The following is a 13,581-nucleotide window of genomic DNA, read 5'->3' as shown; positions in this document are numbered from 1 at the left end:
AGAGCGTGACAAGCGCCCCGCTCAGCCATCCGGTGACGCGGCATCGTTGATCGCATCATGGGCCTAAAATGTCTCGCGACCCACGTTCATCAACCTGCTCGATCTCACATGACCGGGCTCCCTAGAGCACCGCGTCCTTCGCGCCAAACGAACCTAGCACCCCGTCGACATCCTGAAGCACGCAATAACCGCCGAAGGCGCGCAATGCACCCTCATGGCGCTCCTGGGAATAAGCGGCGCAGGCATCCGTCGCACATACCATATAGTACCCGCGGTCGGCACCATCGCGGATGGCCATATCTATGCACTGGTCTGTGACGAACCCCGCAACGACGACGAATTCGATCCCGAGATTGCGCAGCACATAGTCGATGTTGGTGGAGTTGAAGACCCCCGATGAGGTCTTCGGCAGGACGATGTCGTCCTCCGCCGGCGCGACGTCCGCAATCACCTGCGCAAGGGGCGAACCGCGCGGCACGTTGATGTTGGACAGCTTGTGGTCGAGCGAGCGGTCGCGCCCGTCCTTGGTGAGCGATTCAATCACCGTGTAGATGATCTCAGCACCGCTGGCACGTGCACCCTCGATAAGGCGCTTCATGTTCGGGATGGCGCGGGTATGCACCTGCTCATAAAAGAACGGCTGCTTTTCCCTGACCTCGTCCGTAACTTCGGCATTTTGAGCATCGACAATCAGGATCGCGGTGCGCGCGGGCACCAGTTTGCGGTTGCGTCCTTCATAGGAGGCGAGCGTGCTGCCTTGGCTCATTATGTATTCCCTGGGAAAAGTAGTTCTTCAAAAAACGGCGGGGCCACGATGGCCCCGCCGGCGTCGCACCGAACCAAGCTTAATTGGTTTCAGGCGTCCAGACGTCCTCAACTGCGTATTTGCCGTTCTTGACGCTGATGATGGAGACCGGCTTCGGCGGCACCATCGAAGCGCGGGTGTAGCTCACCTCGCCGGTGACGCCCTTGAAGCCCCGGGTTTCCTTCAGCGCCTTCTGGATGTCGGCCGGCTCCGCAGAGTTGGCGCGCTTGATGGCATCAGCCACCAGCATCATTGCGTCATAACCAAGTGGCGCAAAGGCGTTTTCGGGCTCGCGGTTATATTCCGCCTTGTAGTCCTCGACGAACTTGGTGACCTCCGGGCGGTCATCCGCACGGTACGTATGGGTCGAGAAGTAAACGTCGGTCGCCAATTCCGGTCCCGGGACGGTCGACACCAGTTCGGTGTCGAAGCCGTCTCCCGAGATGATCGGCATGGTGATGCCCTGCTCGCGGATCTGCTTGACCGAAATGCCTGCTTCCGACGGGATGGCGGACACGAATACGGCGTCAGGCTTCGGGTCCATGGATGCGAGACGAGCGATCTGGGCGGAGAAATCCGTATCGCCCATCATGAAGGAGTCCGTGCCGACGACCTTGCCGCCCTTTTCCTCGAAACGCTCCGTGAAGAAGGTGCTGAGCGCCTTCGTGAAATCCATGGAATTGTCGGTCCACACTGCCACTGTGCGCGCGCCGAGCGTATCATAAGCATAGTCAGCAATCGCGTAGGACTGGTCATCATCGCCGAAAGGCGTCATGAACATGTAGTCGCCGACCCATTCCGGCAGCTTCGGGTGCGTTGCCCCCGAGGTGACGAAGGGCACGCCCTTTTCCTGGAACAGCGGCGCGCCGGCCATCACGAAGGTGGTGTCCGACTGGCCGATGCCCGCCACCACGCCTTCCGACAGAACGCGCTGTGCGGCTTTGGCGGTTTCCTGCTGGTCAGTCTTGCCATCAGGCGCGATCAACTCGACCTGCTTGCCAAGAAGGCCGCCGGTCTCGTTGATCTGCTTGACCGCGAGTTGCGCACCCGACAGCGACGGGCCATCGAGCGAGGACATTCCACCAGTCACGTTGTAGAGCGCGCCGATCTTGATCGTTTCCTGCGCAGGCGCAGTTCCCATCATGGCCGCAATGGCCAAGGAGGCTACGAGTAATCTCTTCATCTGTGCTTCCCCTTTTTTGCACTTCGAACCGGCTGCACGGTCGGGCAGCCGAGCTCTGTGGTGATCGCGAACATGACCAGAGGCACCGCCCTGAGTCAATCGAATCATACATCCGCCTTCTGATTGCAGATTTTGTCTGATTTGATACACAGCCGGAATGGAGCATCATGACGCCCGATACGAAAACTGAACTGCTGCAGCGGCTGCGCAACGAACTTCCGGAACTCAGTGCCCGCGAAGCCCGTGCGGCGCGTCATCTGCTCACGAACTACCCGATGGCTGGGATGCGCACCGTCGCGGAATTCGCCAACGAGAGCGGTGTATCCACCGCAACCGTACTTCGCTTGGTCAAGCGTCTCGGCTTTCCCGTTTATTCCGACTTCCAGTCTGCTCTTCGGCGCCATATCGAAGCGACGCTGCAATCACCTTTAGTGCGGTTTGGCGCACAGGCAGAGCAGGACACTCCGAGCCCGGAAGGTTTCTTTGATCGCTTCATCGTAGCCATGAGCGATCATCTGGAAACGCTGCGGCGAAGCATCGTGCAGGGCGAGTTCGACGCTGTAGTGGAACTGATCGCCAATCCGCGCCGCGACATCCACCTCGTCGGGGGACGATATTCCACCAACCTGATGCGCTATTTTGCCGACCTCCTGCTGGCGGTGCGCGGGCGTGTGAGCGTGATCGACGGCCAAACGCAGATCTGGCCGCAGAACCTGCTCGACATGGGCAAGTCGAGCGTGCTCGTGATCACCGATGTCAGGCGCTATCAGCAGGACGTCATCGAATTCGCCCATGCCGCGGCCAAGCGAGGCGTGACGGTTGTTCTCTTGACCGACAACTGGCAGTCGCCGGCCGCACGCTCCGCCAGCCACGTCCTGAGCTTCCCCGTGTCGTCGCCTTCCATCTTCGATGTGCTGACGGTCGGCATGGCGCTTGTGGAAGCCTTGACAGGGGCTGTGGCCAACCGGCTCGGCGATACAGGACGGGCGCGAATGGCTTCCTTGGAAGACCTGCGCAAGCCGTTTGCGCCTCGCGAACCAGAACTGAACCGAACGCCGCAGAAGCGCGACGAATTGGATGACCTGCAGGAGCAGCCCGAATGAACCGCGAAGAAATCATCATGCTGTGCACCAGCGACCTTTCCGGGCAGGTGCGCGGCAAGGGCTTCCCCGCATCCGACCTGGACAGCCGGCTGCGCAAGGGCATTGGCTGGACGCCAACCAACAGCATGATCACGGCCCATGGAGCAATTGCGCCGAGCCCCTGGGGACCGTTCGGCGACACGGTTCTCCTGCCTGATCCCGCATCCCATGTGCGGATCGACTTCGGCCCCGACCATGCGGCCGAGAACTTCATCATGGGCGACATCTGCCATCTCGACGGCACACCCTGGGCCGTGTGCCCTCGCTCGTTCCTGAAGCGTGTGGTCGCCGCGCTGGAGGAACGTCACGGTTTGCGTGTGCGCGCGGCCTTCGAGCACGAGTTCACCTATGACGGCGTGGAAGAGCGGCCCAATGCAAGCTACGCGCTCGATGCGTTCCGGCGGCAGGACCTGTTTGCCGAGACTTATCTCGGCGCCCTCAAGCAGGCGGGTCTCGAGCTGGACACGTTCATGCCGGAATACGGTCCGCTCCAGTATGAGGTGACAGTCGGCCCAGCCGTTGGGGTCGCAGCAGCCGACCAGGCGATCGCAGTGCGCGAAATCGCTCGCGCGGTTGCCACCCGCTCCGGCCACCGCGCGAGCTTCACGCCGATCCTGCGCCCGGACGCCGTCGGGAACGGCGTTCACGTCCATTTCAGCCTGTTCGAGGCGGCAACAGGCAAGCCGGTCAACCATGACCCGCAGCACAAGGAAGGCCTGTCCCCGACGGCAGGCGCCTTTGTTGCCGGGATCCTGAAGAAGATGCCGGCGATCACGGCACTGACGGCGGCCTCGACGATCTCCTATCTGCGCCTGACGCCCAATCGCTGGAGCGCGGCCTTCAACAATCTGGGATACCGTGACCGCGAGGCGGGCGTGCGCATCTGTCCGGTCTTTGCAGCGGCCGATGTTGCCAAGCAGTACCATTTCGAGTTCCGCGCCGCCGACGCGGCTGCAAGCCCTTACCTCGTTCTAGGCGCCATTCTGGCTGCCGGCCTTTACGGCCTGGATCAGGGCTTGCCGGTTGCGGAAGTCTGCGAAGGCGCGCCGCAGAACCTGCCGCAGGAGATGCTGGACCGGCTGGGTATCGAGCGGTTGCCGCAATCGCTCGATGCTGCGCTGGACGCCTTCGAGGCCGACAACGACCTGACCGACATCATCGGCACCGATCTGAAGCAGGCTTATCTCGCGCATAAGCGCTTCGAGGCCAACCTCATGAAGGACTTTTCAGACGCGGAGCAATGCGAGCGCTACAGGCTGCTTTACTAAGGCGCAGCCGGAGAAGGTGCCGCTGCCTTAGCGGGCGGCGGCATCTCCTGCATCGCCCAAGGCGGCGATCAAGCTTTCCGTTGTTTCCATCCGGCAATATCCCTTGAAGGCATTCAGCGCGGCATGGTGGCGCTCATGCGTGTCGGTTGCGCAGCCATCACTGACGCAGATCATGTGGAAGCCACGATCGGCGCCGTCGCGGATCGTGTGGTCCACGCACTGGTCCGTCAGAAAGCCGGTGACGATGATCGTGTCGAGCCCGATGTTGCGGGCGAGATATTCGAAGTTGGTGGAGTTGAAGAGGCTGGACGAGGTCTTCGGGATCACCATCTCGTCGCCCACCGGCGCGAGTTCATCGATAACCTTGGCGTCGTGCGAGCCCTTGGGGATGAAGAAGTTCGACAGCTTATAGTCGAGGCTGCGGTCGCGCCCGTCTTCCGTGAAATTCTCCATCACCGTGTAGACGACTTCCACTCCGTTGGCGCGGCAGGCTTCCGCCAGGCGGGCAAGGTTCGGGATCACGGTTTCCCGCGCATCCCGATAGAAGCTCGGCCGCGGCTGGCGGTTTGCTTCATCCATCACCCAGTTCTGCACGTCGATCACCAGAAGCGCGGTTCGCTCGGCGACAATCGGCAGCTTGCGTGACGGATAGATGTCCCGTGCACGGAGACCAGTAGTGGCGACCATGGGAGTTCCCTTTCAAAACAGGCGGCGCAGCAGGCGCGGCTCGGCCCCACCCATGATTCCGTTGGGGCGGAAAAACAGGACGAGGATCAGGGCGAGCGCCACGATGACCTGGCTGAGGCCGTAAAGGTTCAGGCTCTCTTCCAGTGGCCGGGCTGCTTCCGAAATGCCGGTCAAGGCGATGGCAGCAAGGACCGCACCGAAAACGCTGCCCGATCCGCCGATCACCACCATGGCAATCAGGTTGAAGGCCAGCACCACCGAATAGGTTTTCGGCGTCACCACCGTGATCAGATGCACCATAAGACCGCCCGCAACCGCAGCGAAGAAGGCCCCAATCACGAAGGCAAGCATGCGCACGCGGTAGGTGCTGACACCAGACAATTCCGCCGCCATGGCATTTTCGCGCGTGGCCATCATGGCGCGGCCGAGCGAAGAGAATTTCAGCCGCAGCGCGACATAGATCGCAAGCGCGGCAAACCCAAAGCACCACCAGATGTCAGTCAGGCGCGGAATGCCATTGAGGCCAGAACCACCACGCGTCAGCCCGCTCCAGTTGGTGGCGAGGCCCTGTACGATCACGATCAGCCCCAGCGTTGCCACGGCGAGGTAATGACCCTTGAGGCGCAGCACGGGCAAACCGACGAGAAAGGCGAGGATCGCCGCGATGATGCCGCCCGCAAGCAGCGCGGGCAGAAGTGGGATCTGGTTTGTCAGAAGCACCGCCGGCAGGTCCGGCAACATGAAGTCCTTGCGCGCGGGCGGGTAGGTCAGCACGGCCGCGATATAACCGCCGATCGTCATGAAGGCAGGGTGGCCGAGCGAGAACAGGCCGGCAAAGCCGTTGGTGACGGTGAGCGAAACCGCAAGCGCGATGTTCAGGAACATCAACGCCAGAAGCGTGACAACATAAGAGCTGAGCGTCGCCTGCGCGGCATAAACCAGCGCGGCCCCGACCCCCAGCAAGGCTGCAAGGGCCAGCAGGCCAGTGGCCGAACGACGTCGGGTCACCTCAGGCACGTTCTTCGACATGGCGCACAAACAGACCGGACGGTTTCAAAAGCAGGATGATGATCAGCATCGTGAACACGAACACGTCGCGATAACCGGAAAAGGCAGGCGGCAGGAGGCCAACAAACAGCACCTCCGCGAGGCCAAGCAGGTAGCCGCCGAGCATCGCGCCGCCGATCGACCCCACGCCGCCGATCACGCAGGCGATGAAGGCCTTCAAACCGGGTGCAAAGCCGAGCAGCGGATCGATCTGCCCGAACTTGCCGCCCCACATCAACCCGGCCACGGCCGCCAGCCCCGAGCCGATCGCAAAGGCAAAGAGGATGGTGCGGTTCACCGCGATCCCCATCAGCCGCGCTGCCATCAGGTTGTCAGCGGTGGCGCGCATCGCAGTGCCCAGGCGGGTGCGGTACACGACCACCAGCAGGAGGGCGATCAGGAGCAGGGTCAGGCCGATGATCGACAGATCAGTCACTGAAGCCGAAACGGATCCAAGCTGGACGCGCTGGCGCATGAAAGCGGGGAAGGAGAAGTTGCGCGGCTGGCCCGACAGGGTCATCAAGCCGACATTCTGGATCACGATGGAGACTGCGAGCGTGGCGATGAAGCCCGTCACCTGCTGCGCACCGCGCATCGGCCGGAAGATCGTTGCCTCGATGGTCATGCCAGCAAGCGCGCCGATCATCAGCACGAAGACGAGGATCAGCGGCCAGGGCACCCCCATGGCCACGAAGCCGAGGGTGGAAAAGGCGCCGATCATCACGAGGTCGCCATGGGCGAAATTGATCAGCCGCACGATGCCGTAGATCATCGAAAAGCCAATCGCGACCAGCGCGTAAAGGCTGCCCAGCGAAAGACCGTTGATCAGTTGCTGGAAGACGTACTGGCTCATGAGGCGATCCCGAGATAAGCCTGCCGGACGCGATCATTGTCGGCAAGTTCCCGCCCGCTGCCGGACAGGGTGATGCGGCCATTTTCCAGCACATAGGCCCGGTCGGCGATGTCGAGCGCCATGGCCGCATTCTGTTCCACAAGCAGGATGGTGGTGCCGCGCTTCTTCAGCGTTTCAATAACGTCGAAGATGCGCTCGATCATCTGCGGCGCGAGACCTAAAGACGGCTCGTCAAGAAGAAGGAGGCGTGGCCGTGCAAGCAGCGCGCGGCCGATGGCCAGCATCATCTGCTCGCCCCCCGACAGGGTGCCGCCGGCCGCCTTTGCCCGCTCCTTCAGAATCGGAAACAGCGCATGCACCTCCTCGATGGAGGAGCCGAGCGAAGCACGATCCCTTCGGAGGTACCCGCCCATGGAAAGGTTTTCTTCCACGCTGAGCGAGTGGAAGATCTGTCGCCCCTCCGGGCATTGTACAAGCCCCTCGCCTACGATGCGTTCTGCGGCCAGTTTTGTCAGGTCGATCGAGCCGGATGCGCCCTCAAAACGGACGGTGCCAGATTTCGCCCGCAGCAACCCCGATAATGTGAGCAAGGTGGTCGATTTACCCGCGCCATTAGCTCCGATCAACGCTGCCGTCTCACCCTCGAGGACCTCAAGCGAGATGCCCTTGAGCACTTCCGTTGCCCCGCGTGTGACGTGAAGATCGCGAACCTCAAGCATGCGTCTTGGCGCTCCTGCGCGTTCCAAGATAGGCCTCGATCACGGCCGGGCTGCTTTGCACCTCAGCGGGCGTGCCGTCGGCGATCAGCTTGCCGCGGTTAAGCACCTGGATGCGCTGGCAAAGCCCCATCACAAGATGCATGTCGTGTTCCACCACAAGCACGGCAACCTTGAGATCGGTGTTGATCTTGCCAATGAGACCAACCAACGTTTCGGTTTCGGCTGGGTTCAGCCCCGCTGCGGGCTCGTCCAGCAGAAGCGCACGCGGTTCCCCAGCCAGGGCTCGCGCGATCTCTACCCGCCGCTGGTCACCATAAGACAGATCCCCTGCCCGGCGGTCCGCGATGGCTGCAAGGTCCGTCAGCTCAGCGATGTCGCGCGCCTGGCGAGCGATCTTTGCTTCGGCTCGCCGAAAGGACGGCAGTTGCAGGATGGTTGGAAAAAAGGACGAGCCGTAGCGCATGTGCCCGCCGCACATGATGTTTTCCAGCACGGAAAGATCCGCAAACAGGCGGATGTTCTGGAAGGTGCGCGCCACGCCGCGCTGCGCCAAGCGATTTGGCGCGCGACCCGTCATGTCCTCGCCGGCAATCACGATCCGTCCGGAGCTCAGCTTGGTGATGCCGGTCAGAAGGTTGAACGCTGTTGTCTTGCCCGCTCCGTTGGGTCCGATCAGGCCAACGAGTTCACGCTCCCGCAGGTCGAGCGAATAATCTTCCACCGCGACAAGCCCACCGAAGCGGCGGGTGAGATTGCTGGCCTGGATGACGCTGGGTCCGGACACGTTGCGTGGATGGCTCCGTTGTTGCGCCGCAACACTATTAGCGGGGAAGTGTTTGCGTCAACCAAAAGATACAAGTACAACGGCCACTGCCATTTTGTACGATTTCATACACAGAGGGATGTTGATGTCGCTTGCGCCCCGCCCGGACATGTCGGCCACCTTGCTCGCGCCCGATGAGCCCCACCCACTCGAGACGGTCAATCTCGAGGGCGGCGCCGATTTCGTGCTGATCTGTGAGCATGCGGGGCGGCGCATCCCTGCCGTTCTCGGCGACATGGGCTTGTCGGAAGAAGACCGCCGGCGCCACATCGCCTGGGATGTCGGCGCACGCGACATTGCGATCGCGCTTTCGCGGATCCTAGACGCGCCGCTGTTCATGCAGCGCTATTCGCGCCTGGTCTGCGACTGCAACCGGCGGACCGACGTACCCTCCTTCATGCCGGTAATCAGCGAACTCACAGAGATCCCGGCCAACAACGACATTTCGGCGGCTGAACGGCAGGCGCGGATCGACGAGATCTACACCCCGTTCCACGATGCGATCACGGCCGCGCTGGACGCGCGCGACGCGGCCGGGAAGCCGACCCTTCTCGTGACGGTCCATTCCTTCACGCCGGTTTTCAAGGGCGTGTCCCGGCCCTGGCAGATCGGCGTCCTGTTCAACCGGGACAGGGATTTCGCGCCACAGGTTGCCCGTTATATCCAAAACAACACGGATTACACGGTGGGCATCAATGAGCCCTACGCCGTGAGCGACGAGTCCGACTACGCCATGCCGGTTCACGGCGAGGCGCGCGGCTATCCCTGCGTTGAGTTCGAAATCCGCAATGACTTGACCGCAGGCGACGAAGCCGTGGAGGCCTGGGCACAGTTGATGGCCGCTTCCGTGCTGCACGCGAAGGAGGCCTTCAGCCTTTCGCAGCGAAAGGCAGTTTGAACAGAGGAGCGCGGCAGCTGCGTCAGAGCCCGCGCGTGCACTGATGAGCGCGCGTGCTATCGTGTGCGCGGAAAACATCTACGCAACAATCCTCAGTTCTCGCTGACCTGCTCGGTTTGGTTGGCCATTACGTTTGTAGCGGGCCAATTCTCGGTAGCTGATTGCGCCCGCCTACCGCCTGCTTCAGAAAATTCTCGAAGCAAGGGAATAGACCGGCACTGTTGGTGTTCTCGATTGTGCACGAGCGTGATCGTACGCTGGATATCGGGAGACGAACGATGGCACCAAAACGGGTTGCAGCGCTGGCATTTGTCGCGCTGGGGATGATGGCTGGCTCCGCCCTCGCCGACAAGGGCATGGTGAAGGACGGCATGCTGGTGAACGAGAAGGGCATGACCCTCTACACCTTCGACAAGGATGCCCCGGGCACCACCAACTGCTATGACAAATGCGCGACCAACTGGCCGCCACTGATGGCCGATGCAAGCGCCAAGGCGGAGGGCGAGTGGTCGCTGGTCGAGCGAAAGGATGGGTCGAAGCAGTGGGCCTACAAGAAGATGCCGCTTTACCTGTGGGTCAAGGACACCAAGCCGGGCGACACCACCGGCGACATGGTCAACGACGTCTGGCACATCGCCAAGCCCTGACTTTGGCACCGAGATGGGCCGGCAGGCCATGAGCGACATCGAGCGCGGGATCATTGCAATGATCCCGCGCTTGCGTCGCCTTGGCGCAGCACTCTGCCGTGATCGTTCGGCAGCTGACGATCTCGTCCAGGATACGGTTGAACGCGCGCTGGCCCGCCGCCATCTTTTTCAGAACGGCAGCCTGCGAGCGTGGCTCACCACGATCATGCTGAACCTTTATCGCAACGAACGCCGCAAGCTGGCCCGCCGGCCGGTGCTGGTTGATGTGAATGATCCGGCCTATGCCGCACACCTCGGTGCAGCGGCCAGCGGCATGGATGGCCGTCGCCTCGACACGGTGCGTGCGCTTGACCGCTTGCCCGAAGACCAGCGCATCGCCCTTCTTCTGCGCGTGGTGGAGGATTGTTCCTATGCAGAGATCGCCGCCATTCAGGAGGTTGCCATCGGCACGGTCATGTCGCGCCTGGCACGGGCGCGCGAAACGTTGCGCGAATTGACGGAAAGCGGAAGCGTGACACCGATCGGAAAGACGAGATGACGGCGCCCGTCACCATCTCCGAAGAAGAACTGAACGCCTATTTCGATAGCGAACTGCCGGCTGCGCGCCGGGACTCAGTTGAAGCCTGGCTTGCGACCGATCCGCAGGGGATGGCGCGGCTGGAAGCCTGGGAGCGTCAGGCAGAGGATCTGCGCGCGGCCTTCAACCCCATCCTTGGAGAACCTGTGCCGGCCCGCTTCCCCCGCGCTTCACAGGCGCGTCGCATGAGACGGCTTGGGCGCTGGGCTGCAATCGCGGCCAGCGTGGCGATCGCCTTTGCCGCCGGTTTCGGCACTGCGCGCATTTCGGCACCTGATGGAACCGCGGGCGGCAACGATCTCGCAAGGTTCGGCCTGTCGGCCCATGCAACCTATGTGAGCGAAATCCGTCACCCCGTGGAGGTAGTCGCAGCCGAAGAAGCGCATCTCGTCAAATGGCTTTCGAACCGTCTGGGTGCGCCGCTGGTCGTGCCCGACCTCTCAGCGGACGGCCTCGCACTGATCGGCGGTCGACTGCTGCCGGCGGGAGGGAAGCCAGGCGCCATGCTGATGTACGAGACCCGATCCGGCGAGCGCTTTTCGCTGCTGGTCACGCCGGGCTCAGCCAAGAGCGAAACGGCCTTCCGCTACGAGGAGGAAGACGGTTTTGGCTCGTTCTACTGGTACTCTGGCGACTTCGGCTATGTGCTCGTTGGCCCCGCTGACCGCGCTCGCCTGCTGCATCTTTCCAGGGAAGTTTACGACGCGCTGACCTAAGCGGCGGCGCCCAGGGCGCCTGCCCGCGAGACCCGCATGGGAGGATGCTGGCAGCATAATCCGCGCGCGCATGTACTGCGGGCGGGAAATCACTTTCCCGCCCGCAGCCGCCTTTCTGATGGCTGCGCTTACTGCCAGCTCTTCACCAGTTCGTCATAATTGACGGTCATCGGCTTTTCCTTCTCGTCCTCAATCTTGAGCTGCGGCGCGAGGTTGCCCTTGGAAACGGCATCCTTGTGCCAGTATTCGAGGTCGTGCTCCTCGGCCATCTTCGGTCCGATGTCACCCTGCACGCCGGCGCGCTCGAGGCGCTCCATCACCTTTTCCTGTTCGGCGCAAAGGGAGTCCATGGCTTCCTGCGGCGTTTTCGCGCCTGAGGAAGCATCGCCGATGGCCTGCCACCAAAGCTGTGCAAGCTTCGGATAATCCGGCACGTTGGTTCCCGTGGGCGACCACTGAACGCGGGCCGGCGAGCGATAGAACTCGATCAGGCCGCCGAGCTTGGGTGCGCGCTCGGTGAAGGAGTCGTGCTTGATCGTGGATTCGCGGATCAGGGTCAGGCCGACATGGCTCTTCTTCACGTCCACCGTCTTGGACGTGACGAACTGGGCGTAAAGCCAGGCTGCCTTGGCGCGGTCATCCGGCGTGGACTTCAGAAGCGTCCAGGAGCCCACGTCCTGATAGCCAAGCTTCATGCCGTCCTTCCAGTAAACGCCATGCGGCGACGGAGCGAAGCGCCATTTCGGCGTGCCGTCCTCATTCACCACAGGCAGGCCAGGCTTCACGAAGTCCGCCGTGAAGGCCGTGTAAGTGAACATCTGCTGCGCGACTTCACCCTGGCTTGGGACCGGGCCGGATTCGGAGAAGGTCATGCCCTGCGCGGCGGCAGGCGCGTAGGCCTTCATCCAGTCGAGGTATTTCTGGATGGCGTAAACGGAAGCGGGGCCGTTGGTGTCGCCGCCGCGTGCCACGCAGGAGCCGACCGGCCGCGAATTCTCGTCGACCTTGATGCCCCACTCGTCGACCGGCAAGCCATTCGGAAGGCCTTTGTCGCCGTTGCCGGCCATGGAAAGCCAGGCATCGGTGAAGCGCCAGCCGAGCGACGGGTCCTTCTTGCCGTAGTCCATGTGGCCATAGACTTTCTTGCCGTCGATCTCGCGGCCGGTAAAGAACTCCGCGATGTCCTCGTAAGCGGACCAGTTCACCGGAACGCCGAGATCGTAACCATACTTCTCTTTGAAGTCGGCCTTGTTCTTCTCGTCGTTGAACCAGTCGTAACGGAACCAGTAAAGGTTGGCGAACTGCTGGTCAGGCAGTTGGTAAAGATCGCCGTCCGGTGCCGTCGTGAATTTGAGGCCGATGAAGTCGTCGAGGTCGAGAGTCGGGCTGGTGACGTCCTTGCCCTCGTTGGCCATCCAGTCGGTCAGCGAACGTGCCTGCTGGTAGCGCCAGTGGGTGCCAATCAGGTCCGAGTCGTTGACATAGGCGTCATAGATGTTCTCGCCCGACTGCATCTGCGTTTGCAGCTTTTCAACCACGTCCCCTTCGCCAATCAGGTCATGGGTGAGGTTGATGCCCGTGATGTCCGAAAACGCTTTGGCCAGCGTCTTCGACTCATATTCGTGAGTGGTGATCGTTTCCGAAACGACCTTGATGTCCATGCCGGCGAAAGGCTTTGCCGCGTCGATAAACCACTGCATCTCCGCTTCCTGCGCGGCACGATCGAGCGTCGACAGGTCGCCGATCTCGGCATCCAAGAAGGCTTTTGCCTCGTCCATTCCGGCATAGGCGGCACCTACGCCACACAGCAGCATGAGTGCGCTGCTTGAAGCCAGTAATCTTAGTCGCATGATGGTTCCTCCCTGGAAAATAAGCGACGGTTCTATTTCTGCAGTTCTTGGCCCCGACCCTCCAGTCGCGGCCAACATTCTCGCTCAAACGAAGCGGAAAACGCCGATCGCGTAGACCACCGAAAGAGCGAGTGCCCACCAAAGGTTGGGACCAACCAGTCCCAGCCATGCGAGATGAATGAAAGCGCTGCCGAGCAGCGAAACGAACAGGCGGTCGCCACGCGTTGTTTCAAAGCGCAGAACACCAACACGTGGGTTGCCGCCCGGCGACACATATTCCCAAACCGCCATGGACACGAGCAGCAGCAGGATCGTGCCAAAGAAGATGGCGGTCGGAAGCGTCCAGGCCATCCAGGACAGGTCCAT

General features: G+C 62.0%; 15 protein-coding genes. 6 read left to right on the top strand and 9 right to left on the bottom strand.

Going from position 1 to position 13,581, the window contains the following annotated elements; translation table 11 throughout:
* Positions 1 to 121: 121 nt before the first annotated feature.
* Together J5Y06_RS08380 and J5Y06_RS08375 are read right to left on the bottom strand one after the other, a co-directional pair.
* Positions 122 to 766, bottom strand: coding sequence for a cysteine hydrolase family protein (locus tag J5Y06_RS08380; protein ID WP_209334686.1), 645 nt, complete (start codon positions 764 to 766; stop codon positions 122 to 124).
* Positions 767 to 845: 79 nt separating this feature from the next.
* On the bottom strand, positions 846 to 1,988 hold the full coding sequence (locus J5Y06_RS08375; RefSeq protein WP_209334685.1) for an ABC transporter substrate-binding protein: 1,143 nt from the start codon (positions 1,986 to 1,988) through the stop codon (positions 846 to 848).
* 167 nt (positions 1,989 to 2,155) lie between these two features.
* Between J5Y06_RS08375 and J5Y06_RS08370 the strand changes: the two genes are divergently transcribed.
* On the top strand, positions 2,156 to 3,091 hold the full coding sequence (locus J5Y06_RS08370) for a MurR/RpiR family transcriptional regulator (protein ID WP_209334684.1): 936 nt from the start codon (positions 2,156 to 2,158) through the stop codon (positions 3,089 to 3,091).
* Complete coding sequence (locus J5Y06_RS08365; protein WP_209334683.1) at positions 3,088 to 4,398, top strand: glutamine synthetase family protein; 1,311 nt, start codon at positions 3,088 to 3,090, stop codon at positions 4,396 to 4,398. Before J5Y06_RS08370 ends, J5Y06_RS08365 begins: the two co-directional genes overlap by 4 nt.
* A 27-nt stretch (positions 4,399 to 4,425) precedes the next feature.
* On the opposite strand, the gene J5Y06_RS08360 is transcribed toward J5Y06_RS08365, so the two are convergent.
* From J5Y06_RS08360 to J5Y06_RS23435, 5 genes are read right to left on the bottom strand one after another with little or no spacing between them, the layout of a single operon-like run.
* The gene (locus tag J5Y06_RS08360; RefSeq protein WP_209334682.1) at positions 4,426 to 5,085 is read right to left on the bottom strand and encodes a cysteine hydrolase family protein; all 660 of its coding nucleotides are present in this window, start codon (positions 5,083 to 5,085) and stop codon (positions 4,426 to 4,428) included.
* A 12-nt stretch (positions 5,086 to 5,097) separates the two neighbouring features.
* Positions 5,098 to 6,114 carry a branched-chain amino acid ABC transporter permease gene (locus tag J5Y06_RS08355; RefSeq protein ID WP_209334681.1) on the bottom strand — a complete coding sequence of 339 codons (1,017 nt, stop codon included), beginning with the start codon at positions 6,112 to 6,114 and terminating at the stop codon, positions 5,098 to 5,100.
* Positions 6,095 to 6,985 carry a branched-chain amino acid ABC transporter permease gene (locus J5Y06_RS08350; protein ID WP_209334680.1) on the bottom strand — a complete coding sequence of 297 codons (891 nt, stop codon included), beginning with the start codon at positions 6,983 to 6,985 and terminating at the stop codon, positions 6,095 to 6,097. The genes J5Y06_RS08355 and J5Y06_RS08350 overlap by 20 nt, the downstream gene beginning before the upstream one ends.
* Positions 6,982 to 7,704 (bottom strand): ABC transporter ATP-binding protein, encoded by a 723-nt coding sequence (locus J5Y06_RS08345; RefSeq protein ID WP_209334679.1) that lies wholly within the window; start codon positions 7,702 to 7,704, stop codon positions 6,982 to 6,984. The genes J5Y06_RS08350 and J5Y06_RS08345 overlap by 4 nt, the downstream gene beginning before the upstream one ends.
* Positions 7,697 to 8,488 carry an ABC transporter ATP-binding protein gene (locus J5Y06_RS23435; protein ID WP_209334678.1) on the bottom strand — a complete coding sequence of 264 codons (792 nt, stop codon included), beginning with the start codon at positions 8,486 to 8,488 and terminating at the stop codon, positions 7,697 to 7,699. The genes J5Y06_RS08345 and J5Y06_RS23435 overlap by 8 nt, the downstream gene beginning before the upstream one ends.
* A 124-nt stretch (positions 8,489 to 8,612) precedes the next feature.
* On the opposite strand from J5Y06_RS23435, the gene J5Y06_RS08335 reads away from it, so the two are divergent.
* The 4 genes from J5Y06_RS08335 (at position 8,613) to J5Y06_RS08320 (ending at position 11,365) form a co-directional block, all read left to right on the top strand.
* Complete coding sequence (locus J5Y06_RS08335) at positions 8,613 to 9,425, top strand: N-formylglutamate amidohydrolase (protein ID WP_209334677.1); 813 nt, start codon at positions 8,613 to 8,615, stop codon at positions 9,423 to 9,425.
* A 323-nt stretch (positions 9,426 to 9,748) separates the two neighbouring features.
* Positions 9,749 to 10,072 (top strand): COG4315 family predicted lipoprotein, encoded by a 324-nt coding sequence (locus J5Y06_RS08330; RefSeq protein ID WP_385931549.1) that lies wholly within the window; start codon positions 9,749 to 9,751, stop codon positions 10,070 to 10,072.
* 28 nt (positions 10,073 to 10,100) lie between these two features.
* On the top strand, positions 10,101 to 10,610 hold the full coding sequence (locus J5Y06_RS08325) for an RNA polymerase sigma factor (RefSeq protein WP_209334675.1): 510 nt from the start codon (positions 10,101 to 10,103) through the stop codon (positions 10,608 to 10,610).
* Positions 10,607 to 11,365 (top strand): anti-sigma factor family protein, encoded by a 759-nt coding sequence (locus J5Y06_RS08320; protein WP_209334674.1) that lies wholly within the window; start codon positions 10,607 to 10,609, stop codon positions 11,363 to 11,365. The genes J5Y06_RS08325 and J5Y06_RS08320 overlap by 4 nt, the downstream gene beginning before the upstream one ends.
* A 128-nt stretch (positions 11,366 to 11,493) precedes the next feature.
* Here J5Y06_RS08320 and J5Y06_RS08315 read toward each other — a convergent pair whose 3' ends face one another.
* Positions 11,494 to 13,215: an ABC transporter substrate-binding protein gene (locus tag J5Y06_RS08315; RefSeq protein WP_209334673.1), complete on the bottom strand. Its 1,722-nt coding sequence runs from the start codon at positions 13,213 to 13,215 to the stop codon at positions 11,494 to 11,496.
* A gap of 84 nt (positions 13,216 to 13,299) precedes the next feature.
* Positions 13,300 to 13,581, bottom strand: coding sequence for a DUF2160 domain-containing protein (locus J5Y06_RS08310; RefSeq protein WP_209334672.1), 282 nt, complete (start codon positions 13,579 to 13,581; stop codon positions 13,300 to 13,302).

Origin of the sequence: Tianweitania sediminis (assembly GCF_017813335.1) — a bacterium.
GTDB lineage: Bacteria > Pseudomonadota > Alphaproteobacteria > Rhizobiales > Rhizobiaceae > Tianweitania > Tianweitania sediminis.
The sequence above is the reverse complement of the archived record's forward strand: the minus strand, read 5'-3'. Positions and strand labels throughout refer to the sequence as shown.